The organism is Streptomyces sp. NPDC048106 (genome assembly GCF_040706415.1).
GTDB lineage: Bacteria > Actinomycetota > Actinomycetes > Streptomycetales > Streptomycetaceae > Streptomyces.
In genome coordinates, this window is the sequence record NZ_JBEZND010000002.1 from 222,060 (window position 1) to 248,145 (window position 26,086).

The following is a 26,086-nucleotide window of genomic DNA, read 5'->3' on the forward strand; positions in this document are numbered from 1 at the left end:
GACCCTCGACGTACCGCGCTCGACGGGGCACAGTTCTCCCTGCGTCCTGATGTGTACCGGCGAGTAGCCGACGAATGAACGAGGAGTGCCGTGGGGAGCTGGGCCGGGCGGAGCGCCGCCGAGATCGCCGCCGCCGTGCGGGAGAAGCGGGTGACGCCACGGGAGGTGGTGGCGGAGCACCTGGCGCGGATCGAGCGGTACGACGGGCGGATCGAGGCGTTCCGCAAGGTGCGCCGGGAGGCGGCGCTCGCCGAGGCGGACGAGGTGGGCTCGCGCGCCGACCTGGCCGAACTGCCACTCGCGGGCGTGCCGGTGGCGGTGAAGGACAACCTGGCGGTGCGCGGCGAGTCCCACCGCGACGGCTCCGCCGCGACCCCGGACGCCCCGGCGGACGAGGACCACGTCACGGTGGCGCGGCTGCGGGCGGCGGGCGCGGTGGTGGTGGGCCTGACGAACGTGCCCGAGCTGTGTGTCTTCGGCACGACCGAGGGCGCGTACGGCACCTCACGCAACCCCTGGGACACCACGCGCACGGCGGGCGGCTCCTCCGGGGGCAGCGCCGCCGCCGTGGCCGCGGGGTTCGTGCCGATCGCGCTCGGCAACGACGGCATGGGGTCCCTGCGCATCCCGGCGGCGAACTGCGGCCTCGTGACGCTGAAGCCGGCGCTCGGGGTGGTGCCGGCGGGGATCGGCAACGGGGACTGGTTCGGCATGTCGGAGAACGGCCCGCTGGCCACCACGGTCGAGGATCTGCGGCTGATGCTGGGCGTCCTGGCCGACGGCGGCTTCCCGCCGGCCGAGGAGCCCGTGCGGCGGACGATCGCCGTGGCCCTGCGCAACCCGCTCCCCGGGGCAGGCGTCAGCGGCCCGTACGCGAGCGCGGTCCGGCAGGCCGCGGTGGCGCTGGCGCGGGCGGGTCACCGGGTGCGCCGGGCGGAGCCGCCGTATCCCGTGACGATGGGCGTGACCGCGCTGCGGCACTGGACGGCGGGCACGGCGGTGGACGCCGAGGGCCTGGATCCGGCGCGGCTGGCCCGGCGCACCCGGGTGCACGCGGCGCTGGGCCGGCGCTTCGTCCGCTCAGTGCGCACGAGCGGCGAACGCGACCGCCTGCGCGCCCGGCTGACCCCCTTCCTCACCGAGCACGACGTGTTGCTCACCCCGGCCCTGGCCCGCCGCTCCCCCGCCGCCGGGCCCTGGCACGAACGCGGCTGGCTGCGCAACATCGTCGTCAACTCCGCCTACTCGCCCTTCACCCCGCCCTGGAACCTGACCGGCTGGCCCGCGATGTCCGTCCCCCTCGGCACCCTCCCCTCGGGCGCGCCCTGCGCCGTGCAACTGGTGGGCCGCCCCGGCACGGAGCCCGTCCTGCTGGACCTGGCGGAGGAACTGGAGCGCTCGCTGCCATGGCGGCGGACGGCGCCGCTGGGCGACTGAGCGCCACGGCGGCGTACGGCACGCAGGCCGGCGCCGCCCTCAGTCCCGCGTCCCGATGAGTTCGCGGGCCCGCTCGACCCACCCCGACACGGTCTTCGCACCGCAGCTTCCGGCGACCGCCCCGGCCTCGTCGAGGTGCCGGAACGCCGTCGCCGGGTCCCCGGTCTCGGCGGCGAGGTAGGCGAGCGCCACCAGCCCGGCCGCCTCCCCGGCCGGGAAGCCGATCTCCCGGCGCAGCGCCACCGATTCGGCCAGCCGCTCCCGGGCCCGGTCGAAGTGCCCCGCGTCCTTGTCGGCGAACCCGAGGTGCCGCACGGCGTACGACATCGTCCTGCGGTCACCGACGCCGAGCGCCAGCGCGTACGACCGCTCGAAGTACGGCACACCGGCCGTGCCGTCCCCCTCCACCACCTGGTACCAGCAACCGATCCAGAACAGCGCGTCCGCCTCGCCGGCCCGGTCGCCGAGCCGCCGGTACAGCTCGGCGGCGCGCTCGAACAGCGCGAGTTCCTCGTTCCGTACCTCCCGGTCGTCCAGGAAGCGGACGTGCAGCACCTTGCCCCGGGCGAGGGCGAGCGGCGCCTCGACCGCGTCCAGCACGTCGTCGGACCGCTCCAGCGCGGCGGCGTCCCCTCGGAACATCGCCGCCTCGAACAGCTCCCCCGCCTGACCGATCCAGTCCCGCTCCCGCATGTCCCGCCCCTCCCCGTCGATGTGAACCGGGCCGAGGCTATCCCTCCGCGCCCGGCGGGTGCCGGGGGTTTCCTAGGGTTTCCGGGGTGTCAGACGAGTGACTTGTGCATGATGTGCAGGCCGACCAGGCCGTGGTGGGGGTGTTCGAAGGCGTCGGGGATGGTGGCCAGGATCGTGAAGCCCAGCGAGGTCCACAGACGGACCGCGGGGTTGGTTTCGACCACGGCGTTGAAGACCATGGCGCGGTAGCCGTGGCGTGCCGCCTCGGTGAGGACGTGGTCGGCCAGGGCGCGGCCGATGCCCTCGCCGGTGCGGGCGGGGTCGACCATGAAGCCGGCGTTGGCGACGCGGGCGGCGGGGCCGCCGTAGTTGGCCGTGAGGTAGGCGGAGCCGGTCACGGTGCCCGTGGGGTCCTCGGCGACGTACACGCGCTTGGCCGGGCTCATCCACAGGGCGCGGGCGGCCGGCTCGTCGGTGCCGGGGTCCCAGGCGTACGTCTCGGCGGCGGCGACGATCCGGTGCCAGAAGGGCCAGATCCGCGGCCAGTCCTCGGGAACGGCGTCTCTGATCAGCATGGGCGTGATTCTCGCAGGTCACGCCCATGCGCGGCGGCGATCGCGAAGGGGGTCAGTCCACGCTGGGCAGGATGTGGGGTTCGGCGAGGTCGTCCTCGTAGCCCGCGAGGCGGATGGGGGCGGACCGGGCCCACACGTCGAGGCTGCCGAGTTCTCCGGGCCGCCGGCCCGGACGCTCGGGGTTCTCTTCGGGGCGTTGCTCGCGTTTCGTCTTCTCCGGTGTCACCGCGCACTCCTTATGTGTCGGGTCACCCTCGGGCGGACCGGACAGCCTGTGCTCCGGCGCTCGCCGCCCGCTCGGGTCTGGATGGAAGCCAGTCGGGCGCGGTGGCGCCGGCACTTCGGGCGGAGCGGGCCGATGATCTCCGGCACGCCCCGGACGGACGAAATGGGTGTGGGTGGGACCCCTTTTCGCTGCCCGTCCACTCCAGATTAACCAAATGAGCGGGCCTCCGCTCGATAGGGAGTGCAAACAAGGGGTAACTATCGCGCTTCGATCAGCAACCCATCACCATCCAATGTGCAGCTATTCACCACAAAGCGCATCGCCGGCACGACGTTCCGTATCACCCGTTCGGCCTACTCGCGGACCAGCGTCCGGTGCCCGTCACCACTTGCCGGGCGCGTAGTCCTTGAGGAAGACGCCGTACACGTCCTCGCCGTCCTCGCCGCGCACGATCGGGTCGTAGACGCGGGCCGCGCCGTCGACCAGGTCGAGGGGCGCGTGGAAGCCGGCCTCGGCGAGGCGCAGCTTGTCGTAGTGCGGGCGCTCGTCGGTGATCCAGCCGGTGTCGACGGAGGTCATGAGGATGCCGTCGGTGTCGAACATCTCCTGCGCGCTGGTCCGCGTCACCATGTTCATGGCCGCCTTCGCGGCGTTGGTGTTCGGGTGCCCGGCGCCCTTGTAGCCGCGGCTGAACACCCCTTCCATCGCCGAGACGTTGACGACGTACGACCGTGCCCGCGCCGCCTTCCGGGCCGCGTCGGCCATCGCCGGGCGGAGCTTGCTGATCAGGATGAACGGCGCCGTGTAGTTGCACAGCTGGGTCTCCAGCAGCTCCACCGGGGAGATCTGCTCGATGCTCTGCACCCAGGTGTTGGTGTCCACCACGTCCGGGACGAGACCGCCCGCGTCGATCGCGGTCCCGTCCAGGTGCCGGGCGACGCTGGCGTTGCCCGCGACCAGCGCGAGGTCGGCCACCTTCTGCGCGTCCAGGCCGGCGACGCCGACCGGCAGCGCGGCGATGCCGTCGACGGCGCCGGAGTTGAAGGCGCCGATCACCTCGTGGGCGGGCAGTTCACCGGCGGGCAGCGGGGCGCTCTCGCCCTCGACCAGCGCCGCGTACGCGGAGGGCAGCCGTCGTACGGTCTGCGTCGCGTTGTTGATCAGGATGTCGAGCGGACCCGCCTCGGCGACCCGCTCGGCCAGGGCCACGGCCTGCGCCGGGTCGCGCAGGTCGATGCCGACGACCTCCAGCCGGTGCAGCCAGTCCGCCGAGTCCTCCATCGCCTTGAAGCGGCGGATGGCGTCCTTGGGGAACCGGGTGGTGATCGTCGTGTGGGCGCCGTCGCGCAGCAGCCGCAGCGCGATGTACATGCCGATCTTGGCGCGGCCGCCGGTGAGCAGGGCGCGCTTGCCGGTGAGGTCGGCGCGGGCGTCCCGCTTGGCGCGGTTGAGGTCGGCGCACCGGGGACAGAGCTGGTGGTAGAAGTAGTCGACCTCGACGTAGCGGCTCTTGCAGGTGTAGCAGGAGCGCGGTCGCTGGAGTATGCCCGCGATCCGGCCGGCCTCGACCTTCGAGGAGGGCAGGATGCCCTCGGTCTCGTCGTCGATGCGCTCGGCGGAGCCGGTGGCCGTGGCCTCGGTGACCGCGCGGTCGTGGGCGCTCTTGGCGGCCCGGCGCTCCTGGCGGCGGCGCTGCTTGACCGTCCGGTAGATGTGCGAGGTGGCCCGGCGCACCAGGATCGCGTCGGGGTGGTCGACGTCGATCCCGTCGAGCTCCTCCAGCACGCTGAGGCAGACGGCCAGGCGCTCGGGATCGATGCCCGGGCCGTGGACGGCCTCCTCCGTGGCCATGGGGTCCGTGGCCATGAAGCCGTCTTCTGTCACCGTCATCGCGCTGCCGTTTCCCTGATCCCGCGCAGCGCTCCGACTCGCGCCCGCTTTCGAACGCGAAATTTTAACGGAGCCGCGGGCCCGTGGGCCAAACCCGAATGGATCACAGCCCGGATCCGGCGATCCGGGCACCCCACGGGCACCGGCAGCCCCTTGAACCACACCCGTCACACGCCGACGGTCAGCAGACGCAGGCCGCCAGCAGCGCCTCCACCTCGGCCGACACCGCGTGCGCGAACCGGTCGAGGTCCGGTACCGCCGCCGCGTCCGCGACCAGCCCGTAGTGCACGCGGCCGCGGTACGTGGAGATCGCGACCGCCAGCGACTGGCCGGGCGCGAGCGGGGCCAGCGGGTAGACCTCGGTCAGCTCGTGCCCGCCGAGCCGCAGCCCGATTCCCGGCAGCGGCACGCTCGTCACCAGGATGTCGAACCACAGCCGCGCGGCCTGCCCGACGAGCGGACCGCCGAGCCGGTGGCCGAGGGCGGGCACGTGGTCGGCGAGCAGCGCCACCGCGCCGGCGCCCCGGTCGGGGCCCGCGTCCTTGTTGCGGACCATCGCGGTGCGGACGGCGGCGAGGCGGCCGAGCGGGTCCGGCTCGTCCACGGGAAGCCGTATCAGGTAGCCGGAGAGCCGGTTGCCGGGTGGCTGGGCGGTGCGCGGGCGGCGCCGGGAGACGGGGATCAGGGCGCGCGGCGCGACGCCCGTGCTGCCGTCGCCGCGTTCGTCGAGCCAGCGGCGCAGCGCACCGGCGACGACCGCGATGAGGACGTCGTTGACGGTGCCGCCGGCCGTCTTGCGCACCCGGTGCACGTCGTCGATGTCGAGGACGACGCCGGCGGTGCGGCGGGTGCCGCTGGGCGGGGAGGCGAGCGCGGTGGTGGGACGCATGCGCAGGGTGGACAGGGCGAGGGAGGCGCCGATGTCCAGGGCCCGGCCCATGTCGAAGAGGGCGCCCTTGACCAGGCCGGGGAGCATGCCGGGCAGCTCGCGCACGTCCGGCAGGGCCCGGCGCGGCGGATCGACGGGGCGCGGCGCCCGCTCGGGCAGGTCCACCGGGTCCAGGACGCCCGCGGCGAGCCTGAGGGCGCGCAGCCCGTCGGCGAGGGCGTGATGGAACTTGAAGAGCACGGCGAAGGAGACCCCGTCCTCGCCCGGCAGGACGTGCGCCTCCCAGGGCGGCCGGCCGCGCTCCAGCGGGCGCTCCATCAGCCGTCCGGCGGCCGCGTGGAAGTCGCCGGCCGGCGCGTGCAGCCGTACGTGGTTCAGCGGGTCGAAGTCCGGGTCGGTCTCGCGGGTGGCGCCGCCGAAGGCGAACGGCTGCCAGACGTCGCGGATGCGCAGGCGGAGCCCGGGGACGGCGGCGGCGCGGGCGGCCAGCAGGTCGGCGGCGTGGGCGCCGGCCGTGGGCGAGTGCGCGGCGAAGACACCGAGCGCGCCCAGGTGCATCGGATGCCGGTCGGACTCGATGTTCCAGAAGGCCAGGTCGAGGGGAGCGAGCAGATCGGGGGTCACGGGCTTGCCTCGCGCGTCGGCGGAAGGGAACTTCAGTCAATCCCCGGCAGTCGATTACGGTCAAGTGCGATCGATATACGCTCAGTTAACAACGGATAAAGTCCCGCCCCGCCGAACGGGGCGGGACTCAGGAGACACCTGAGGTCACTTCAGTACCGGGGGTGCCGCCTGGGCCGACGTACCCCACTCCGACGGGCGCGGGCCGACCGTGAACGCCAGCGAGCGCAGGGAGCGCAGCGCACGCGTCGTCAGATACGTCCGCCCGTGGGCCGTCCCGTCGACGCGCACGCCCTGGACGTAGCGGTCGGCGGCGGAGGTGCCGGGCGCGGTGACGGTCAGTCCGCCGCTCGGCCAGTAGCGGCGGTCCAGGGTGAGGCCGACGCGGTCGAAGACCGGGGTGGACAGACCCCAGGTGTCGTAGCCGGGCTGGACCGGGAAGAGCCCGATGGACGACAGCACGTTCCAGGCGGACATGGTGCCGAGGTCGTCGTTGCCGGTCATGCCGGTCGGACTGTCGGTGAACAGGGTCAGGGCCGCGTGCACGACGTCGGTGGTCTTCCACGGCTGGCCGGTGGCGAGGTAGGTGTAGGGCGCGATGAGGTCGGGCTCGTTCATCGGGTTGTAGACGGTCGCGTTGTAGTAGGCGTACGCGTCGCCGTGCACCCACACCTCACGGGCCGTCTTCGCCGGGTCGGCGAGCAGCCGGTCGTAGGCGAAGAAGGAGTCCAGGCGGTCGTTGGCCGCCCGCTTGCCGCCGATCAGGCCGACCATGCCGGGCAGGTCCTGCGGCACCAGCCACTGGTACTGCCAGGCGGTGCCCTCGTGGAAGCCGGTGCCGAGCGCCGGGTCGGCCGAGCCGGTGAAGGCGCCGGAGGCGTCGCGGGCCCGGAAGAAGCCGGTCGAGCGGTCGAAGATGGTGCGGTAGTTGCGCGAGCGGGCCGCGTACCGGGCGGCGTCGGCGTCGTGCCCGAGACCCCGGGCCATCTGGGCGAGCATGGCGTCGGCGAGGGCGTACTCCAGGGTGACGGAGGCGCCGTGGTGGTAGTCGGAGTCGCCCATCTTGGCGAGCGGCCGGTCCTTCTCGAACGGGGCGAAGCCGTCCTTGACGTACTCGGCGTTGGCCTCCCGTCCGATGCCCGGGTTCGCGGCGGGCGGCACCCCGTCCGCGTTCTTGCGCAGCGCCCGGTAGGCCCGCTCCTCGAACCCTCTCAGCAAGCCCATCTGGTAGGCCGTGGTCAGGAAGGGCGTGACCGGGTCGCCGCTCATCACGTTCGTCTCGACCGGGCCGTAGCCCCACTTGGGCAGCCAGCCGCCGTCCTCGTCGATCGCCACCACCGAGCGGGCCATGTCCCGCGCCTCGCGCGGGGCGAGCAGCGCGAGCAACTGGGCCTGGGTGCGGTAGGTGTCCCACAGCGACCAGTTCTGGTAGTACGTGAACCCCTTCGCGTGGTGGACGCGGCGGTCCCAGCCGAGGTAGCGGCCGTCGGCGTCGCCGCCGAGGTTGGGCGCGAGGTACGACCGGTACAGCGAGGAGTAGAACGTACGGCGCAGGGTGTCGGTGCCGCCCCGGACCCGCACCGCGGCCAGCCGCTCCTCCCACCGCTCGCGGGCCGCCCGGCGCACGGCGTCGAACGGCCGCCCGCCCTCGGCGCGCAGATTGCCCGCCGCGCCCGCCGGATCGACGTACGACAGCGCGGTGGTCGCCTCGACCGTACGGTCCCTGGTGGTGTCGAAGCGGACGTAGGCGCCGCCGTGTCCGGCGCGCGAGCCCGCGGTGACGGTGGCGCCGTCCCAGGTGCCGTACGCGGTGAAGGGCCGGCTGAAGCGGGTGATCGTGTAGACCGTGTACGGGGCGGTGTCCCGGCAGAAGCCATGGCCGGTGATCTCGGTGCGCACCGTGCGGTCGTCCAGGATCTCCACCTTGCTGCCGCCCGCCTTGTGCAGCGACTGGGCCGCGTTCAGCAGGACGTTGGCCTTGGTGGTGGCCGGGAAGGTGTAGCGCTGCACTCCGGTGCGGGCGCCGGCGGTCAACTCGGCGCGGACGCCGGAGGCGAGGCCGACGCGGTAGTAGCCGGGGCTCGCCTCCTCGTCACCGTGCGAGAAAGCGACCGCGTACTTGGCGTCGTCCGTCTGCCCGACGTCGCCGGTGGTGGGCAGCACGGGCAGGTCGCCGCCGATCCGGCAGCCCACGCCCGACAGATGGACCAGCGAGAAGCCTCGGATACGGCTCTGGGTGTAGTCGTAGCCGGTGTTGTGTCCGGTGTCCGGCGAGAGCTGCACCATGCCGAAGGGCACGGTGGCGCCGGGAAAGGTGTTGCCCTCGTTCTGGCTCCCGATGAAGGGGTTCACCAGGTCGACGAGGTGGCCGTCGGTCCGCTCGGCGGCTCCTGCGGCGGGGGTGGCGACCAGCGCGGACGCTGCCATCACCCAGGCCAGGCACAGTCGTGTGCGCCGGGTCCCTCTCATGTCGGATGACCTCCGGGGGTTCGACATCGTTGCCTGCATCGTGGCGGGCGAACGCCGTGAAACCGGGCATTGCGCGATGAGAGGGGGTAAACGCGTCGCGGAGAAGGTGACTTGACGGCCCGCGCGGACGTGGCACGCGACCCCGCCCCCGGAACTCCGCACCTCAGCCGGGCGAATCAACTCCCTTGCCCCCTACTGCGGTTGGGGACCGTGGTGTCGCCGGGGGCCGGCGGAAGCAGCAGTCGCCGCACACTCCGCCGCCGGGGACCCGGTAGTACAGGCAGCAGCTACGGCGGCGGAAGGCCGGGCCGGTGCGGGTGCCGGTGGCCCGCAGCAGGGAGTGGTCGAGGAGTTCGCCGGTGAGGGCGCGGGTGCGCGCCGCCACGTCGGTACGGCCCTGGGCACGGGCCCAGCGCTCCAGTTCCCGGGCGGTTCCGGCGAGCGCGGAGCCCGCGTTGCCCCACAGCAGCCCGGAGGCGACCCCGTAACGGGCCCTCAGGGTCTCCCCCAGGGGTTCCAGATGGCCGTGCAGCACCGCATCGGCGAGGGCGGCCGCGTCGCCGGGCCCCGGGCGGACCTCGGTGAGCCACAGGTCGTCGGGCGCGGACGCGTGGGTGTCCCAGCGCAGCAGGCCGGGGTCCAGACCGGGCAGCCGGCCGTACAGGACGGCGCAGCCGAGCGCGGCCGACCACAGCCGGGCGGCCAGGCCCTGGTGGGCGAGGGAGGCGGCGACGCGGGGTTCGGTGGTGCGCAGGCGGTGGGCGACGGTGCGTACGCGCGAGGCCAGGGGGTCGTCGGGGCTCTCCGGATCCTCCGGGCTCGTCTGCGCGTAGGCCATCGCGAGGGTCGGCAGCCGCGCCGGGTCCGCGTCCGGGGCCGTGCGCAGGTCGAAGAAGCCGCCCAGCGGGCGGAGTGCGGCGAGTTCGGGGTCGAGGTCCACGAGGGACACTCGTACCAGGCCCGTTCGCGACCCGGAGGGGCGGGGGGCTCCCCCTGGGTAACCCATCTGAGGGATGATCAGGGAACCGGCGTACTCCATCGGTAGTAGGACACATTGCGTGCTCAGGGACGACGACGGGAAGAGCGCGGGCGGGCAGAGTGTCGACCATGCAAGCCGACCGTAGGCCGCGCCGGGCTCAGGCCCCTCGCCGCACGCACAGGAGACCCCGATGAGCGGGAGAGGCCGATGAGCGCCCTCGTGCTGTCCGTGCTGCTGTCGCTGGTGTCCGCCCTCGGCTACGCGGGCGGCGCGATCGTACAGGAACGGGTCGCCGCGTCCTCCCCCGACAGCGCGTATCTCCCGCTGCGCCGGCCCGGCTGGTGGGGCGCGCTGGCGCTCAACGGGCTCGGCGCGGTGCTGCACGTCGGGGCGCTGGCCTACGGCCCGCTGAGCATCGTCCAGCCGCTCGGCGCGCTGACCATCGTCTTCGCCCTGCCCCTGGCCACGCTGTGCGTGGGCCGCCGGGCCGGGGCGACGGCCTGGCGCGGCGCGGTGATGGCCACCATCGGCCTCGCGGGCCTGCTCTCCCTGGTCGGTTCCGCCGACGACCACGCGCTCGGCGGCGCCCAGCGGCTGGCGGCCGCGGTGATCACCGGCGGCGTGGTCGTGGCGCTGATGTGCGCGGGCCGGGCCGCCCACCGGCACCCCGCGGTGCGCAGCGTGCTGCTCGCCACGGCGTCCGGCATAGCGTTCGGCATGTCCTCGGTGTTCACCAAGTCCGTCACCGTCGGCTGGGACGACGGTCTCGCCTCCTCCGGCACCCTGTTCTCGCTGGCGCTGATCGCCGCGTTCTCCGTCGCCGGCGTCCTGCTGTCCCAGGCCTCCTACCGGGGCGGCGGCCTGGCCGCGCCGCTCGCCACCCTGACCGTGGTCAACCCGGTGCTGGCCGCGGCGGTCGGCATCCTCCTGTTCGGCGAGACCTTCCGCCACGGCATGACGGGCACCCTGCTCGCCCTGGGGTGCGGGGTGCTGGCGGCCGGTGGCCTGATCATGCTGACGACGGAGCGGATGGAGGAGACGGCGGGGCCGGACCCGGAGACGGACCCGAAGACGGACCGGGAGTCGAACCTGGAACCGGACCCGGAGACGAGCCCGGAGCCGGCGGCCTCCGCCGGGGAGATCACCGGCACGGGGATCTCCGTCGAGGCGGTTGCCGTCGAGAGGATTCCCGTCGAGGTGATTCCTTCGGTGCCGCAGCAGCGGGCCGACGGGGAGGACGTACGAGGCCCCGTCCCGGGCGACGGACCGCTCGCGGAGTCCGGCCTGCGGAAGCTGCTCCTCCCGGCGGCCGACACCGCGCTGGGGGACGCGGGCGAGGCCGTACCGCCCGGGGAGCGCGCGCTCCCGCTCCCGGAGACCTACGCCCGGCTGACGGTGCCGCACCGGCGGCGGCCGCGGGTCAGATCCTGACGCCGTGGGCCCGGAGGTAGCCGAGCGGGTCGATGTCCGTGCCGAAGCCCGGGCCCGTGCGCACCTCGAAGTGCAGGTGGGGACCGGTGACGTTGCCGGTGGCCCCGGAGCGCGCGATGCGCCCGCCGGCGGCGACGTGCTGGCCGACCCGCACGGAGATGGCCGACAGATGGCCGTACTGGGTGTAGTGGCCGTCGGCGTGCCGGATCACCACCTGGTAGCCGTAGGAGCCGCCCCAGCCCGCGGCCACCACCTGGCCCGCCTCGGCCGCGTGCACGGCGGTCCCGGTGGGCACGAGGAAGTCGACGCCGGTGTGATAGCCCTTCGACCAGTGCGAGCCGGCCGCGTGGTATCCGGTGCCTATGGAAGCCTGGACCGGGGCGACGAACGCGTGCGTGCTCGCCCCGGCCTTGGCCTCGTGGCTCTTGGTCTGGTGGCTCTCCGTCTGGTGGCGGGCTTTCGGCTGTGCCGGGTGTGAAGTCTGCTTCTTCTTCGGGGCCTTGCTCTTCGAGGTCTCGTTCTTGGAGGTCTTGGAGGGCGCGGCGGGCGCGGCGGGCGCCTTCGCGGGGTGCAGGCTGAGCCGTTCGCCCGGCAGGATCAGGTCGGGGTCGGCGCCGACGGTGGCACGGTTGGCGGCGTAGAGCTTCTGCCAGCCGCCCTGGACCTGGTGCTCGTCGGCGATGCCGGAGAGGGTGTCACCGCGGACCACCGTGTACATCGCGGTACGGCCGGCGCGGGACTGGGGGGTGGTCTGCGGGCGCACGTCGTGGGCGGAGGCGTCGCGCGCCTCCCCGGCCACGGCGGACCGCGCGTCCCCTGACGGCGAACCGGCGCGGGACACCTCCCCGGCGTCGGCGCGGACGCCGGGGTGCGCGCCGGTCTCCGCGGCCGCCGTTCCCGCGGCGATCAGCGGGAGAGCGAGGCCCGCACCGCCCGCCGTGACGGTGAGCGAGGCGCGGTTGATCCTGTTCGGCTGGTACCGGCGATGCCGGCCGCTTAGGGCCATGTGCGAGGTCCCCTCATGCGTCAGGAGGCGCAAAGCTATGCGCCGCGAACATGCCATGACAAGACGGCGTTTCGGCCGTCCATGGCCGCCAACTGGCCGATACCGGACGGTCGTTGACCGGGATCTCCCGGGACCGGCCCGGACAGGGCCCGCGCCCCGGTCGCGCGGGTGGCGGGTCTGATGTGCGCTCGCCCTGGGGTCACGTCAGGATGGGCGGGGACCCGTACCGACGGAACCGCAGTCACGAGGCGATCAGGGAGCAGGCGGTATGAGCACTTCAGCGCAGATCGGCGTCACCGGCCTCGCGGTCATGGGCCGCAACCTCGCCCGGAATTTCGCGCGCAACGGTTACCCGGTCGCGGTGCACAACCGCACGGTGTCGCGGACGCGGGACCTGGTGAAGGAGTTCGGGCAGGAGGGTGACTTCGTCGCCACCGAGACCGCCGAGGAGTTCGTGGCCGCCCTGGAACGCCCGCGCCGCCTGATGATCATGGTCAAGGCCGGTGAGCCCACGGACGCGGTGATCAAGGAGTTCGCGCCGCTCCTGGAACCCGGGGACATGATCATCGACGGCGGCAACGCGCACTTCGCGGACACCCGGCGCCGGGAACGGGAGCTGCGCGAGCGGGGCATCCACTTCGTCGGCACCGGCATCTCCGGCGGCGAGGAGGGCGCGCTGCACGGGCCGAGCATCATGCCCGGCGGGTCGAAGGAGTCGTACGCCTCCCTGGGCCCGATGCTGGAGAAGATCTCGGCGAAGGCGAAGGACGGCGCGCCCTGCGTGACCCACGTGGGTCCGGACGGCGCCGGGCACTTCGTGAAGATGGTGCACAACGGCATCGAGTACGCCGACATGCAGCTCATCGGCGAGGCCTACCAGTTGCTGCGGGACGTGGCGGGCTACTCCCCGGCGCAGATCGCGGACATCTTCCGCACCTGGAACACCGGCCGACTGGACTCCTACCTGATCGAGATCACCGCCGAGGTGCTGTCCCACGGGGACGCGGCGACCGGCAAGCCGTTCGTGGACGTGGTGCTGGACCAGGCCGAGCAGAAGGGCACCGGCCGCTGGACCGTCCAGATCGCGCTCGACCTCGGCGTACCGGTCTCCGGCATCGCGGAGGCCGTCTTCGCCCGCTCGCTGTCCGGCCACGCCGGGCTGCGGGCGGCCTCCCGCCATCTCGCCGGTCCGCAGCCGACACCGCTGACCGGGGCGGAGGCGGCGGCCTTCGCCGACCGGGTGGAGCAGGCGCTGTACGCCTCCAAGATCGTGTCGTACACGCAGGGCTTCCACGAGATCGCGGCGGGCAGCGAGGAGTACGGCTGGGACATCGACCACGGCGCCGTCTCCGCCATCTGGCGCGCCGGCTGCATCATCCGGGCGGCGTTCCTCGACCGGATCCGCGCCGCGTACGACGCCCGGCCCGATCTGCCCAGCCTGCTGTCCGACGAGACGTTCGCCCGCGAGATCGAGGCGGCTCAGGACGACTGGCGCGAGGTGCTGGCCACGGCGGTACGGCAAGGGGTGCCGACGCCGGGGTTCGCGGCCGCGCTGGCGTACTACGACGGACTGCGCGCCCCTCGGCTGCCCGCGGCGCTCACCCAGGGGCAGCGGGACTTCTTCGGGGCGCACACGTACCGGCGGGTGGACCGCGAGGGTTCGTTCCACACGCTGTGGGGCGGAGACCGGTCGGAGGTCTCGGCGTAGCGCGCGTCCGGGGAACCCCTCAGGTCAGAGGCGGCCCCGGCTCGGGGTTGGGTACGGGCTCCGGCCCCGGCGGGATCGGGGACGGAGGCGGAGTGGGCTGCGGCCCCGGACCAGGCGGGGGCGGAGTCGGCTGCGGCCCCGGACCGGGGGGAGGCGGAGTCGGCTGCGGGCCCGGACCGGGGGGAGGCGGAGGTGGAGTCGGCTGCGGGCCCGGACCCGGGGGAGAGGGGGTCGGCCGGGGGCCGGGCTCCGGTGGTGGTACGGGGGTGGGGTACGGCTCCGGGGTCGGGGTGGGGCCCGGCGGGACGGGGTCGGGGTGCGGGTTCGTCATCATGTCCTCCGCGCAGTCGTCGATATCACTGGACGTCGCCTCTGGACTACTCCCCCGCCTACCCGGCCACCGCCCGGCCACTCACCCGGGGGCGGCAGCGAAGGGGGCCGACCGGGTTCAGGCCGATACGGCCCGGGACACGGACTGCGGGGCGCGCCGCTGCTCGGAACCGGGCACCGGCTCCGAGGGGTCGCCGCCGAGGGCCACGATCCGGTTGTCACCGTCGACGTGCACGACCCGCGGCTTCAGCTCCCGCGCCTCCGCATCGGCGACCTGCGCATAACTGATGATGATCACCAGATCCCCGGGGTGCACGAGATGGGCGGCCGCCCCGTTGATCCCGATGACCCCCGAGCCCCGCTCGCCCTCAATGACGTACGTCTCCAGCCGGGCCCCGTTCGTGATGTCCACGATGTGCACGAGTTCCCCCGGCAACAGATCGGCCGCATCGAGCAGATCGGCATCGATCGTCACCGATCCCACGTAGTGCAGGTCGGCCTGGGTGACGGTGGCCCGGTGGATCTTGGACTTGAACATGGTACGCAGCATCGAGGCACTCCCACAATGAGGCTCCCTGCCTGCGTTTTTGCAGGTCAAGGGCTGTTTCGACATCCTACAACGAGTCGCATGTCCGGGCAGCTTTCCCTGCGTTTTTCAGGACTCATGCTGACCACTTGCCGACTTTCCTGACGCCTCGTCAGTTGACCGGAGGAGGGCTTCGCCCACTCTCGCGGACCCCAACGTGGCGACGGCCCAAGCCTACGCAGCACCCCCCGAAGGACGTCCGTGATCACCGTCACGCGGACGGTCTGGACGGCAGTCAGGAGCGAAGGCGCTCGACCGGCGCGAGCTGGGTCTATACGGGTCCGGCGGGGGTGGTGCTGCTCGATCGAGGTGCCGGGGACGTACTGGTCAGCCGGGGTTCGTGAGGGCTTCGAGCCGTGCCAGGGCGGCTGTGATCACGTCGGTCCAGGGCCAGTGGCGTGTGAACCTCAGGTGCCGGCGGCGGGCGGTGGTGACGATCCTGGCCGCGGTGGAGAAGAGGCGGAGGCGGAGGGGCTCCCACCTGCGGATTTCGCCGGTCGGAGTGAGTATGGGCATCCGGGCCAGGAGATCGAGGGCGATTGCGCAGGCCGGTGGCGCGGGCGGCGCGGATGCGGTCCTCGGCCCTTGAGCGCCGGCGGTGCCGCAGTTCGAGTGCGGCGATCGGGACGCCGGTGGTGTTGGTGGCGAACGCGGTGAGCCGCAGGCCGTCGGCGTCGGTGAAGCGCAACTGGGCGCCGGGATGGGGTCGTTCCTTGCGGACGATCAGTCGCATTCCCTTCGCCCAGCCCTTCAGGCAGTCACCGGACAGTTCGGCGACCCAGGCGCCGTCGCGGATCTCGCCGTCCGGCTCGACGGCCACCGTCCATGCGGCAGTCGGGACCTTGAGGACGGCCTGATGGATGGCGTCGGTGATGGGCATAGAGGGGCGCGCTGAACCACACCCAGACCGGCCGCACCTTCCCGGCGGACATCGCGCACTCGGCGCGCACGACGCCGCTGGATGCCCCGAGCCGGGCCGTCTCCGCTCTGGGACGGGCCCCGGCCGGGGTTGCTCTCAGGTCGCCTTGAACTCTCCTTCGAGGAGCCAGAGGGTGATGTCGCTCTGGTCGAGTTCGGTCGGTAGTGGACGATTCCATCGATGGGTCTCCGCAGCTACGTGCGTGAGACCCGTGAGCTCCCATCGGTGATCCGCCAGCCAAGTGGCGGGAGAGGACGTGGGACCGGTGCCGAACTGTTCCATGGCCAGCGCCCAGGAGGCCTGTTCCTGTTCGTCCTTCGAACCACTTCGCATGTCCTCGACCCGCGGTTGCCGACTGTAATACTCCGTGACCAGTCGACTGCCCGGTGCCGACAGAGAGCCAACCGTTTTCAACAGCTGGGAGCAGTCGCTGTCGGAGAGGTACATCAACAAGCCCTCCACTATCCACACGGTCGCTTTTTTCGGGTCGAAGCCCGCAGCGAGCAGCGGCCCGGTCCACTCCTCGCGCAGGTCGACGGCGATCGGGACGCGGCGGCAGGACGCCTGCGCCTGCTCCCGGTCGAGCACGCGTTGCTTGTAGTCCAGAACAGCGTCCTGGTCCAGTTCGAAAACCGTGGTGTCGTCGGGCAGATCAAGCCTGTAGGCGCGGCTGTCCAGTCCCGCCGCGAGAAGAACGACCTGCCTGCAGCCGGACGCGACAGCATGCGTGAGGCGCTGGTCGTAGAACGGTGTCCGCATCGCGATGTAGGTGCAGTAGAAGTGCCACATCCCGGTTGCGTGGTCGCCGTTCGCCGGCCCGAGCCGGGGCCTTTCAGCGTCGGGCGTGCTCGTCTCAGTCGCTCCGGAAGCGAACACGGCCCCCAGCGGATCGTCGAAAAGGCGGTCCGGCCGTTCGGATTCGACCGACCTGCAATACGCGGTGAGCAGTGCGGTCCATCCGATTCCACTGGGCGGTTTGATGTCGGACACAATTTCGTCCTCTCTGTGCGGTGTTCGGCGAAAGCGATGTCGGGGACGCTGCGCGCCTTGAAAGAAGGGTGGGGAATCCGTGGACGGTACCCAAATCGGCTACGTCGGGAGCTGCAGAAGTTGCTGAAGGCTCAGCTGCATGGAAATGGCGTGGTCGAAGAGGTAGAAGTGGTCTCCTGGGTACTCCGTGACGCCGACGAAGTTCGAGGTGCGATCAGCCCACACCCCCATCGCGCTCGCGACGACGAGCGGGTCCGACCGGCCGGCGAACGCGACCACCGGACAGGAGACCTGCGCACCGTCGTCCAAGTAGTCGGCCGCCGCCCCGAAATCAGCGCGCAGCGCCGGTAGCGCCGTTCTCAAGAGCTCTTCAGCCAGTACGGACCCCGTAGGCATCAGACCCAACTCCGTGACAGCCGCGACGAGTTCTTCATCGGACATTTCCGGTACCGCCCGCTGCTTCGCCAGTATGTCTTCGCCGGGCACCCAGCCGGAGACGGCCAGCACGGAGGGCGCCGTCATGCCCTCCTTCTCGAACTGAACGGCAAGCCGATACGCCAGCAGCGCGCCGAAGCTGTGCCCGAACAACGCGTAGGGGCGGCCGTCCAGTTCGGCTTCCAGCGCCTCACCTACGCGCGCCAGTAGCAGCGGGAGCCGGGTGAGGGGCGCCTCGTCCCCACGTCCCCACCGGCCCGGCAGATGGAGCACGCGCGGCTCGACGGTGGCAGGCACCGTCGCCGCCCACTCCCGGTACATCGCGCCAGTTCCACCGGCGTGCGGGAAGAGGAACAACTGGACGTCCGCGTCGTCGTCAGGGGCGCGGCCTGAGGGCGGGAACCATTCACCGGGTTGCGAGGGTGCGTGTGACATGTGGCCTCGGTCTGCGTCGTCGTGAGGGGCGTTTGTTTGCGGCGTGCAGTTCCTCGATGCGCCGCCAAGCCTTCCCGTAGGCAGCGGACACGGCAGTGGGCAGGAACGGCAGCCGGCCGTCGTGGCCCGGGCGACGCGGCGCGGCACTGCGTGGGTGCCGCTGTCGCCGAGCCGAAGCGGAGGTCCGTCGGTTCGCCGCGACTTGGGCAACCGGCCCGGCATCCGGGCGCTCACGGGACTGCGGGTCGGCGTACGAGCCATCAGCGGGCCTCAGCACAGAACGTTGTCCAGCCAGCGTTCGAGCAGGGCCCTCTCACCGGTCACCGCCACGGAGGACCCCGCCTCGGGAATCCGGCGCTTGAGCAGCAGAAGGAGATCCGAAGCCGTTCCGCGGACAACCACGTCATCGGTAGCGGCGCCGCCACCCGGTCGCCAGGCGGAGGTGGCCAGTCCTTGGGGAGTGCACACCGCCAGCCACCCTTCGTGACCGTCCACGTCCGTGGGCTGGAAGCGCAGTCGCTCGCCGTTGCCCTTCATGTTCGCCAACCGGGGGTCGAGGAACGGCGCGGCGGCAGGTTCACGGACGTAAGCGAGCCACTGGTCGATGCTGTCGACCGCGAGATCGGTGTCGATGCGGAACTCCCGGGCGGCGAGCACTTCCGCGTCCGCCCGATGCAGCGATGTCTCGAGCAACGCCCAGCGGGCCCAGGTCCTCACGCGCGGAGGGCAGAACTCCCGCCAGACGGCCGTGTCCGGTCCGGCCTCAAGGAGCGCGGAGGTCAGCCTCCGGGCCCCGTCGGTGATCCACTGCGACAGACGCCTTCGATCCACCGGATCGCCGAAGCTGTCGAGCGCGCGGAGCGTCAGCTGGTGGATCTGCTCGCTCCAGTCGCCGGAGAGGTCGCCGTCGCCGCCACCGATCTCCAGCAGCGACACCCTCTGGGTGGCCCGGGTCTCGACAATGACCGCAGCCCACTCCTGGGCCTGGTGCACGTGCACCATGAGCTGACCGGCGGTCCATCCAGGGCAGGTCGGCACCGGTTGCTCCAGGGGCACACCGTCCAGGGCGGCCACGAGACTTTCGGTCTCCGAGAACACGCCCTCACACAGGCGTTTGAAGTCGATCGATGACACTGAATGACTCCCCACTTACGCACCGCCGAGTCGCGACGCTGGCTTTTGATCGTGATGACGTCATGTCGGTCCCGCACCACCGGTGCGGATACCGACTTGATGGCGAGACTCCCGGAATCGCGGGACCGGATGAGGGCTGCTGGTGCACAGCCGGACCGCAGGCCGGCGCAGCGGCTGGTGAACGGCTGGGACAGGCGCGCCCTGCGGTTCGTGCGCGGCACGGGCGCACAGAACCTCGGTGGGCGTGCCCCAGACCGGCAGGGCGTGGGGACACGCCACGACGCCGTCGACAGTCACCCGGCCCGAGCAGGGGGTGAATGAGGCGGCGGTCTCAGCACGGGCCGGCGCACAGCGAGCCGTGCCGGTCAGTGATAGTGAGCGGACCTCGACCAGTGTCTCGGCGGTCACACCGGAGCAGCAGCTCAGAAGGACGTGGGCGCTCGTCTCGCGTACGCAAGCGAGGCCGAGCCGAAAAAGAGGTGGCGCGTCGCCACCGGTACGGACGGCTTCCGCCGAGGATGCCGCCCACGGACGCTCGCCCCGCGGCATCCCGCGGGCGGAGTCCCCCGTACCGGCTGGGACGATCGCCATGTCGGCGGCTGCGGGACCGTCGTGGCCGATCAGTCCCGCCGTAACTTCTCGCATCGCACCGTCACCGCCCACCACCACGACGAGGTCGAGGCGGCGGACCGAGACGGCCGGCCGAAGCCTGCCCGACCGCCTTTTCGGCGTCGCCTGGTTCCCGCCATCGAATTGGTGACCCCCAGGGCGCGCCTGGAAGTGGAGGTTGCCTGTACTGCCATGAAAGCGAGCTCCATATCGGGACGATGGAGGGAAGGGAACGCGCCCTGTTACCCGGACCCGCGGAACCCCATCTCCGCGAGGGCCGCGGAAGGAGGACTCGAGTCACCGTGACATGGCACTTGCTCGTGCGTGGCGCGAAATGCGGCGTGACGACCTTTCCGGGCGGTTCGCGGCCAACCCTGCCAGGCAGCCCTGAGACGGCACTGACACACAACTGACACGGCACTGACGCCGTGAAGGGCGGCGCGCTTCACACCGCGGGAGACGAGAGCAGCGCTCTGGCACAAGTTCCGTGAGCCGATCACGCCTTGTAGTTATTGGTCTTCCAATACGAGTCCGCCACGGCAGGGCCACCGAGCGGCCGCGCCAGGCGATGAGTGAGATCGGGTTGGCCCTGGCCGGCCGTGCCGGTGCCCGTCTCGCCCAGGTCATGGGCATTACGACCAGCCGCACCACGCTGCTGCGCCGGGTGATGGACCTGCCCGACCCCGCGGCGACGGAGCCCCGGGCCGTCGGCGTGGACGACTTCGCCCTGCGGCGGGCACGTCTACGGCACGGTCGTGATCGACGCCGAGACCCACCAGGGCCTCGACCTGCTGCCCGAACGCGACGCCGCCACCCTCGCCCCGTGGCTCGCGGCACATCCGGGAATCGAGGTCATCTGCCGCGACCGCGCCGGCGCCTACGCCGAGGCAGCCGACACCGCAGCTCCGCAGGCCCTCCAGGTCGCCGACCGGTTCCACCTCTGGCAGAACCTCGCCTCCGCGGTCGAGAAGACCGCGGCCACCCACCGCTCCTGCCTGCGCGACCTGCCACCGCCTGCTCCGGAACCCGAGCCTGCGTGGGAGACGCCCGCCCGCCCAGACGGCCCCCGGCCAGGACGCTGAGCCGGACGAACCGACCGGCAGGTTCGCCGAGCGAGCCCGCGTCCACCACACCCTCGTCCACGAACTCCTCGCCCAGGGCATGAGTCTGCGGGCCATCGCCCACCACCTGGGCTGGGGCCGACACACCGTCCAGCGATACACCCGCGCGGCCCGCTGGCAGGGCATGGTCAAGATCCGCAAGTCCTCGATCTCCACCGGGAGATCACCGCCCGTGGCTTCCGTGGTCACTGCTCCACCGTCCGCGACCGGATCCGCCGCGACCTGCCGCGACAGGAGGGGGTCACGCCCGCCCCACCACCGCTGTCGGTACGGCAGGTGACCGGCCGGCTCACCCGGCACCCCGCCATCCTGACTGCCCGAGTGGATCACTGAGGCCACCGCGGCGGGCGAAGGAGCAGGGAACCGGATCAAGATGCTCAAGAGGCAGATGTTCGGCCATGCAGGGTTCCCGCTCCTTCGGAAACGTGCCGGGGGTGTCAGGCGCGTGTCAGCGGCAGGTCAGTTCGGTGTGGTCCCATCTAGTGATGGCAGATCAACGCATCACGGAAATAAGTGATCTACTGGAGATTCCGCTCTACGACCGGCGCGAAGCTCTGCAAGAGCTGGTGACACACGAACTGAAGTCAGCCTTGCTGATGGAAGACGACGAATACCTTGCGCCCGACTCTGTTTTTTTCGAACTGGGTCTGACATCTCTGCAGTTGTCCGAGATCAAATACACTCTGGACAAGGTGCTCGGATGCGAACTCGAGGTCGCACAGCTTTTCAACAGGCCGACGGTCGAGCAGCTCGTCTCATATCTGTCCGAGCATGTCATCGCCGAGGCTTTCGCCGATCCCGATGCGGACCTCCACCGTTGAAGCGTCGCCGTCAGCCCACACGCGCTCTCTGTGCTCCTTGACCAAAGAGCCCCACGGGGCGTGGCCCAACCCGACACGGAGACGGGACGTTGTCAAAAAACTCTGAGCTTTCCGAAGCGACCCCGCGCGACCTGCTGCGGAAGATCGACGAGCAGGACGCCGTGATCCGTGAGCTGTTGCTGGAGAAGCACGAACCGATCGCCATCGTGGGAGCCGGACTCAGGTTTCCCGGTGGTAACGAAAGCCTGCGGGATTTCGACGAGTTCCTCGCCAAGGGCCAGTCAGGCATCCGCCCCCTGCCGGAGAGCCGACGGCACACGCTCACCGGCTCGGATCCCGAGGACGCACAGCCGGTCATCGGCGGCTTCCTGGACGAGATCGACCGTTTCGACGCTGCCTTCTTCAACATCTCTCCTCGTGAGGCCGCCTACCTCGACCCGCAACAGCGGATGGTCCTGGAGACCACGTGGCAGGCGCTGGAGAACGCCTCCATACCTCCGGGGGCGTGGCGGCACCGTGAAGGCGGTGTCTATATGGGCGTCAGCTCCTTCGACTACGCACTGGACACCGCGGGCGTGCGCGCAGAGGAGGTGGACAGCTACATAGGCACCGGCTTGTCGCACAGCAGCGTGCCGGGCCGGCTCAGTTACTTACTGGGCTGGCGGGGGCCGAGCATCAGTGTCGACACCGCGTGCTCCTCCTCACTGGTCGCGCTGCACCTGGCCGTGCAGGGACTGCGCAACAAGGAGTGCGGCATCGCCCTGTGCGGCGGCGTGAACCTGATACACAACGCGGTGAGCAACGGTGCGTTACGGGCGGCCAACATGTTGTCTCCCGACGGCCGGTGCAAAACCTTCGACGACTCGGCTGACGGGTACGCCCGCGGCGAGGGATGCGGCGTGATCGTCCTGAAGCGTCTGTCGGACGCCGAACGCGACGGGGACGCCGTTCTCGCGCTCGTGCGTGGCACCGCGGTGCGCCAGGACGGCGAGAGCGCGGGCCTGACCGTGCCCAACGGACAGGCCCAGGAGCAGGTGATGGGGGCCGCGCTGGCCGCGGCCGGTCTCGAACCGGGGCACATCCAGTACGTCGAGGCGCACGGCACCGGCACGCCGTTGGGCGACCCGATCGAGATGGGCTCGATCGCCGCACTCTTCGCGGCATCGCACGACAAAGCCGCACCGGTGACGGTCGGTTCTGTGAAGACCAACATCGGGCACCTGGAGGGTGCCGCGGGAATGGCTGGTCTGGTCAAGACCGTTCTGCAGTTGCAGGCCGGCAAGTTCTACCCGCACCTCAATTTCGAGCGCCCCTCGGGGCGCATACCCTGGGAAAGATACCCGGTCACGGTGCCCACGGGCGAGCTCACGTGGGAGGGCACCCCCCGCCGAGCGCTGGTGAACGGTTTCGGCTTCGCCGGGACGATCGCCACGACCGTACTCGAACAAGCTCCGGCTCACTGTGCCGGACCCGCCCTGGACGGGCACGCCGAGTCGTCCGATCGTCATCCGGGGACCGACGGGCAGCGGGGCCATGTCTTCACCTTGTCGGCGAAGAACGACCGCTCCTTGCGCTCGCAGATCCGGCGGTACCAGCAGTTCCTCACCGCCGACGCACCGCCGTCCCTGGCCGACATCTGCTTCACTTCCAACACCGGGCGGGCTCACCACAAGGTGCGTCTGGCAGGAGCAGTCGCCAGCCGGGAAGAGCTGGCGCAGCTGCTGGATCGGCGCCTGCACTCCGCCGGAGCCTCGCCCGTCGGCGGCGCGCGTAAAGCGGCCTTCCTCTTCTCGGGGCAGGGTTCGCAGTTCTCGGGAATGGCGGCGGCGCTCTACCGGCGCTTTCCTGCCTTCAGGGAGCGCGTCGACGAATGCGACCGGGTACTCCGCCCCCTGACAGGGCGTTCGATGCGGGACATGCTGGTCGGCGCCGACGACCACGGCGACGACATCCATCAGACCCGGTACAGCCAACCGGCCCTGTTCTGTCTGGAGTACGCGCTGGCGGAGCTGTGGACGGACTGGGGAGTGCGGCCCAGCGTGCTGGTCGGGCACAGCATCGGTGAGCTTGTCGCGGCGACGGTGGCCGGCGTCTTCTCCCTGGAGGACGGTGCCCGGATCGCCGCGGAACGCGGCCGGCTCATGCAGTCGGTCAGCACCCCGGGCGCCATGGCGGCCGTGGCGGTGGCGGCGGAGGAGATCGGCCCGCTGCTCGGCCCGTACGACGATCTCGCGCTGGCGGCGATCAACGCTCCCGACCAGTGCGTCGTCTCGGGCGGTTCGCGTTCGCTGGAAGCTTTGCTGGAGGATGTGCGCCGACGGGACATTCGCGTCAAGCGGCTCCCCGTCTCGCACGCCTTCCACTCACCGCTGATGGCGGAGGTGGCCGACGAGTTCCGCGCCCTGTTCGAAGGCATCCACTGCCGTGCCCCGCGCTTGCCCGTGGTATCGGCACTGACCGGAAAGGTGGTCCGGGCCTCGGAATTCGCCGATCCGGCCTTCTGGGTGCGCCATCTGCTCGAACCCGTCGATTTCCTGGGCGCGGTACAAGCGGTCGAGCGCCGCGGTACGCACGCGTTCGTGGAGATCGGCCCCTCGGCCTCCCTGATCTCGCTCGCACGCCGGTGCGTCACCAGGAACGACCACGTGTGGGCCGCCAGCAGCCGTGCGGGCGACGAGGACGGTGCGACCATCGACCAGGCTGTCGCCGGCCTGTACATGGCCGGGCTGTCCGTCGACTGGGCCGCGTACCACCGGGGCACTACCCACCGGCGCGTGGACTTGCCGACGTACACGTTTGATCGAAAGCGGTACTGGCTGCCGTCCGGCACCGGTCCGGCACCGAGTGTCTCTCCCGATCCGCTGCCCGAGGCGCCGCCCGCCGCAGCCCTCGAAGAGGAGAGCAAGGCTGTGGCGCCCGAGTCGGCCGGGTGGCCGGCGGACGCGAGCAGCGGGGCGATCAACGAAGCGATACGCCGCGAGCTGGTGGCGATTCTCCGCTACCAGGACGTCGAGGACATCGAACCTGATGCGGATTTCGCGTCCTTGGGCCTTGATTCGCTCACGGCCGTCAGTCTGAAGAATCGGCTTGAGCAGGTGTTCGCCGTTTCGCTTCCGACGGCCGTGGCGTTCGAGCAATCACGTATCGATCTCCTGGCCGGCTCCATCCGCAGTCTGCTGATCCCGTCGTCGCGATGAAGGGCGCCATGATGGACGCGAAGAAGACCGACACGCTCCACGCGACTCTGGCCTACCAGGCGGCCCGTCAGCCGGATCACCCGGCCATCCTGTGCGAAGGCCGCAGTCTCACCTACCAGGCGCTCCACCAGGAGAGCAACCGGGTGGCACAGGCGTTGCTCGCCTCACAGGTCGGCCGCGACTCCCGAGTGGCGTACCTGGGCAAGGAGTCGGAACGCTACTGGGAGCTCGCCTTCGCCTGCGCGAAGACCGGCGCGGTGCTGGTGCCCGTCAACTGGCGGCTGACCCTGGACGAGGTCCATCACATCCTGGCGGACTCGGGCACGGAGCTGCTGGTGGTCGACGAAGGCTGTCGAGCCGTTGCGGAAGGTGTGCGCGACCGGCTCGACCGCCTGCGGACCGTTGTTCTCGCCGACGACTCCGAAGACGGGGGCGCGGGCTGGGTGGGCTGGACCGCACCGCACCCGGACACCGACCCGCAATCGGGCGGCGACCGGGAAAGCGCGGTGGTGCAGATCTACACGAGCGGCACCAGCGGGCGGCCCAAGGGTGTCGTGCTGCCGCACCGCAGCTTCTTCAACGTGGCCGAGGCCATGGAGCAGCACAGCCTCGACTGGTTCGACTGGCTGCCGGGCGACCGCAGCCTGATCGGCCTGCCGGGCTTTCACATAGGCGGCTTCTCCTACGCGATGCAGGGCTTCAACGCCGGGGCGACGATCGTCTCCATGCCGATGTTCGTCAGCTCGTCAGCTCTCAGACTCATCAGAGAACTGCGGATCACCACCGCGATCGTGGCGCCGGCCATGCTGCAACTGCTCTTCAACGAGCCGGATGCCAACCCCGCGTGCTTCCAGTCGTTGCGCAAAGTCGTCTACGGTGGCTCCCCCATCTCGGCGCCACTGCTTGAGCAGTGCATGAAGATGATCGACTGCGACTTCCTGCAGATCTACGGGAGCAGCGAGACAGGTAACTTCGCGGCCTGTCTGCCACCCGAGGACCACAGGCAGGGCAACCCCCGGCTGCTGGCCGCCGGCCGGGCGTACCCGGGCATCACGCTGCGCATCATCGACCGGGACGGCAAACCGGTGCCACCTGGCACGGTCGGCGAGGTCTGCGTGCGCTCGCCCGCCCGGATGCTGGAGTACTGGCGTCGCCCCGACGCCACGGCCGAGACCCTGGTCGACGGATGGATCCGCATGGGCGACGCGGGCTACCTCGACGAGGACGGCTACCTGTTCGTCAGCGACCGCGTCAACGACATGATCATCGTGGCAGGAGAAAACGTATATCCCGCCGAGATCGAGGCCGCGCTGTGCGCCCACCCAGCGGTCCTCGAAGTCGCGGTCGTGGGCATTCCGCACCCCAGGTGGGGTGAATCGGTGCACGCCCGAGTGGTCCTTGAGCCGGGCCGGCGCGTCACCCCCCGCGAGCTGATGCTCTCTCTGCGCGGCCGCATCGCCGACTTCAAGGTGCCCACCAGTTACGACTTCGCCGCGGAGCTGCCGAGGAATCCGAGCGGCAAGGTCCTGCGCAGGATGGTGCGCGGCGAACTCGCGGAGAAGGCGCCGCGGGTCGGCCGCTGAGT

18 protein-coding genes and 3 pseudogenes are annotated in these 26,086 nt (G+C 71.2%); 7 read left to right on the plus strand and 14 right to left on the minus strand.

Going from position 1 to position 26,086, the window contains the following annotated elements; genetic code table 11:
• Positions 1 to 90: 90 nt before the first annotated feature.
• Positions 91 to 1,437: an amidase gene (locus AB0927_RS02955; RefSeq protein WP_366665711.1), complete on the plus strand. Its 1,347-nt coding sequence runs from the start codon at positions 91 to 93 to the stop codon at positions 1,435 to 1,437.
• A 39-nt stretch (positions 1,438 to 1,476) separates the two neighbouring features.
• Here the strand turns inward: AB0927_RS02955 and AB0927_RS02960 are convergent, their stop codons facing one another.
• The 7 genes from AB0927_RS02960 to AB0927_RS02990 form a co-directional block, all read right to left on the minus strand.
• Positions 1,477 to 2,130 carry a tetratricopeptide repeat protein gene (locus AB0927_RS02960; protein WP_366665712.1) on the minus strand — a complete coding sequence of 218 codons (654 nt, stop codon included), beginning with the start codon at positions 2,128 to 2,130 and terminating at the stop codon, positions 1,477 to 1,479.
• An 89-nt stretch (positions 2,131 to 2,219) separates the two neighbouring features.
• A complete protein-coding gene (locus AB0927_RS02965) occupies positions 2,220 to 2,705 on the minus strand; it encodes a GNAT family N-acetyltransferase (RefSeq protein ID WP_366665713.1) in 486 nt (161 codons plus the stop codon).
• Between the two features lie 52 nt (positions 2,706 to 2,757).
• Complete coding sequence (locus AB0927_RS02970) at positions 2,758 to 2,931, minus strand: hypothetical protein (RefSeq protein WP_366665714.1); 174 nt, start codon at positions 2,929 to 2,931, stop codon at positions 2,758 to 2,760.
• A 381-nt stretch (positions 2,932 to 3,312) separates the two neighbouring features.
• Positions 3,313 to 4,821 (minus strand): SDR family NAD(P)-dependent oxidoreductase, encoded by a 1,509-nt coding sequence (locus AB0927_RS02975; protein ID WP_366665715.1) that lies wholly within the window; start codon positions 4,819 to 4,821, stop codon positions 3,313 to 3,315.
• Between the two features lie 181 nt (positions 4,822 to 5,002).
• On the minus strand, positions 5,003 to 6,334 hold the full coding sequence (locus tag AB0927_RS02980) for a wax ester/triacylglycerol synthase family O-acyltransferase (protein WP_366665716.1): 1,332 nt from the start codon (positions 6,332 to 6,334) through the stop codon (positions 5,003 to 5,005).
• A gap of 144 nt (positions 6,335 to 6,478) precedes the next feature.
• A complete protein-coding gene (locus AB0927_RS02985) occupies positions 6,479 to 8,800 on the minus strand; it encodes a GH92 family glycosyl hydrolase (protein WP_366665717.1) in 2,322 nt (773 codons plus the stop codon).
• A gap of 163 nt (positions 8,801 to 8,963) precedes the next feature.
• Positions 8,964 to 9,740, minus strand: a complete 777-nt coding sequence (locus AB0927_RS02990; protein ID WP_366665718.1) for a (2Fe-2S)-binding protein — start codon at positions 9,738 to 9,740, stop codon at positions 8,964 to 8,966.
• A 246-nt stretch (positions 9,741 to 9,986) separates the two neighbouring features.
• Between AB0927_RS02990 and AB0927_RS02995 the strand changes: the two genes are divergently transcribed.
• On the plus strand, positions 9,987 to 11,210 hold the full coding sequence (locus AB0927_RS02995; RefSeq protein WP_366665719.1) for a DMT family transporter: 1,224 nt from the start codon (positions 9,987 to 9,989) through the stop codon (positions 11,208 to 11,210).
• Here AB0927_RS02995 and AB0927_RS03000 read toward each other — a convergent pair.
• The gene (locus AB0927_RS03000; RefSeq protein ID WP_366665720.1) at positions 11,200 to 12,216 is read right to left on the minus strand and encodes a peptidoglycan DD-metalloendopeptidase family protein; all 1,017 of its coding nucleotides are present in this window, start codon (positions 12,214 to 12,216) and stop codon (positions 11,200 to 11,202) included. The two genes, AB0927_RS02995 and AB0927_RS03000, sit on opposite strands and share 11 nt — an antisense overlap.
• A gap of 268 nt (positions 12,217 to 12,484) precedes the next feature.
• On the opposite strand from AB0927_RS03000, the gene gndA reads away from it, so the two are divergent.
• Positions 12,485 to 13,924 carry an NADP-dependent phosphogluconate dehydrogenase gene (gndA, locus tag AB0927_RS03005; protein ID WP_366665721.1) on the plus strand — a complete coding sequence of 480 codons (1,440 nt, stop codon included), beginning with the start codon at positions 12,485 to 12,487 and terminating at the stop codon, positions 13,922 to 13,924.
• 448 nt (positions 13,925 to 14,372) lie between these two features.
• Here gndA and panD read toward each other — a convergent pair whose 3' ends face one another.
• The 6 genes and pseudogenes from panD to AB0927_RS03035 form a co-directional block, all read right to left on the minus strand.
• Entirely contained in the window at positions 14,373 to 14,804 is a 432-nt protein-coding gene (gene panD, locus AB0927_RS03010; RefSeq protein ID WP_366665722.1) for an aspartate 1-decarboxylase, read from the minus strand.
• Positions 14,805 to 15,167: 363 nt separating this feature from the next.
• Positions 15,168 to 15,681, minus strand: a pseudogene (locus AB0927_RS03015) (transposase); the annotation flags it as partial.
• Between the two features lie 174 nt (positions 15,682 to 15,855).
• The gene (locus AB0927_RS03020) at positions 15,856 to 16,749 is read right to left on the minus strand and encodes an SAM-dependent methyltransferase (protein ID WP_366665723.1); all 894 of its coding nucleotides are present in this window, start codon (positions 16,747 to 16,749) and stop codon (positions 15,856 to 15,858) included.
• Positions 16,750 to 16,848: 99 nt separating this feature from the next.
• Positions 16,849 to 17,619, minus strand: coding sequence for an alpha/beta fold hydrolase (locus tag AB0927_RS03025; protein WP_366665724.1), 771 nt, complete (start codon positions 17,617 to 17,619; stop codon positions 16,849 to 16,851).
• Positions 17,620 to 17,889: 270 nt separating this feature from the next.
• Entirely contained in the window at positions 17,890 to 18,768 is an 879-nt protein-coding gene (locus AB0927_RS03030; protein WP_366665725.1) for a maleylpyruvate isomerase N-terminal domain-containing protein, read from the minus strand.
• Positions 18,769 to 18,813: 45 nt separating this feature from the next.
• Positions 18,814 to 19,434: pseudogene (locus AB0927_RS03035) on the minus strand (diacylglycerol kinase family protein); the annotation flags it as partial.
• Positions 19,435 to 20,108: 674 nt separating this feature from the next.
• Here AB0927_RS03035 and AB0927_RS03040 point away from each other — a divergent pair.
• The 4 genes and pseudogenes from AB0927_RS03040 to AB0927_RS03055 form a co-directional block, all read left to right on the plus strand.
• Positions 20,109 to 20,444, plus strand: a pseudogene (locus AB0927_RS03040) (transposase); the annotation flags it as partial.
• A 524-nt stretch (positions 20,445 to 20,968) separates the two neighbouring features.
• Positions 20,969 to 21,304 carry an acyl carrier protein gene (locus AB0927_RS03045; protein ID WP_366665726.1) on the plus strand — a complete coding sequence of 112 codons (336 nt, stop codon included), beginning with the start codon at positions 20,969 to 20,971 and terminating at the stop codon, positions 21,302 to 21,304.
• Between the two features lie 89 nt (positions 21,305 to 21,393).
• Positions 21,394 to 24,501, plus strand: coding sequence for a beta-ketoacyl synthase N-terminal-like domain-containing protein (locus AB0927_RS03050; RefSeq protein WP_366665727.1), 3,108 nt, complete (start codon positions 21,394 to 21,396; stop codon positions 24,499 to 24,501).
• Positions 24,498 to 26,084 carry a long-chain-fatty-acid--CoA ligase gene (locus AB0927_RS03055; RefSeq protein ID WP_366665728.1) on the plus strand — a complete coding sequence of 529 codons (1,587 nt, stop codon included), beginning with the start codon at positions 24,498 to 24,500 and terminating at the stop codon, positions 26,082 to 26,084. The genes AB0927_RS03050 and AB0927_RS03055 overlap by 4 nt, the downstream gene beginning before the upstream one ends.
• Positions 26,085 to 26,086: the final 2 nt, after the last annotated feature.

Coding starts and splice junctions, on each gene's coding strand:
- AB0927_RS02960 (WP_366665712.1), bottom strand. CDS start 2,130: ATGCGGGAGCGGGACTGGATCGGTCAGGCGGGGGAGCTGTTCGAGGCG.
- AB0927_RS02965 (WP_366665713.1), bottom strand. CDS start 2,705: ATGCTGATCAGAGACGCCGTTCCCGAGGACTGGCCGCGGATCTGGCCC.
- AB0927_RS02975 (WP_366665715.1), bottom strand. CDS start 4,821: ATGACGGTGACAGAAGACGGCTTCATGGCCACGGACCCCATGGCCACG.
- AB0927_RS02985 (WP_366665717.1), bottom strand. CDS start 8,800: ATGAGAGGGACCCGGCGCACACGACTGTGCCTGGCCTGGGTGATGGCA.
- AB0927_RS02995 (WP_366665719.1), top strand. CDS start 9,987: ATGAGCGCCCTCGTGCTGTCCGTGCTGCTGTCGCTGGTGTCCGCCCTC.
- AB0927_RS03000 (WP_366665720.1), bottom strand. CDS start 12,216: ATGGCCCTAAGCGGCCGGCATCGCCGGTACCAGCCGAACAGGATCAAC.
- gndA (WP_366665721.1), top strand. CDS start 12,485: ATGAGCACTTCAGCGCAGATCGGCGTCACCGGCCTCGCGGTCATGGGC.
- panD (WP_366665722.1), bottom strand. CDS start 14,804: ATGCTGCGTACCATGTTCAAGTCCAAGATCCACCGGGCCACCGTCACC.
- AB0927_RS03025 (WP_366665724.1), bottom strand. CDS start 17,619: ATGTCACACGCACCCTCGCAACCCGGTGAATGGTTCCCGCCCTCAGGC.
- AB0927_RS03045 (WP_366665726.1), top strand. CDS start 20,969: ATGGCAGATCAACGCATCACGGAAATAAGTGATCTACTGGAGATTCCG.
- AB0927_RS03055 (WP_366665728.1), top strand. CDS start 24,498: ATGAAGGGCGCCATGATGGACGCGAAGAAGACCGACACGCTCCACGCG.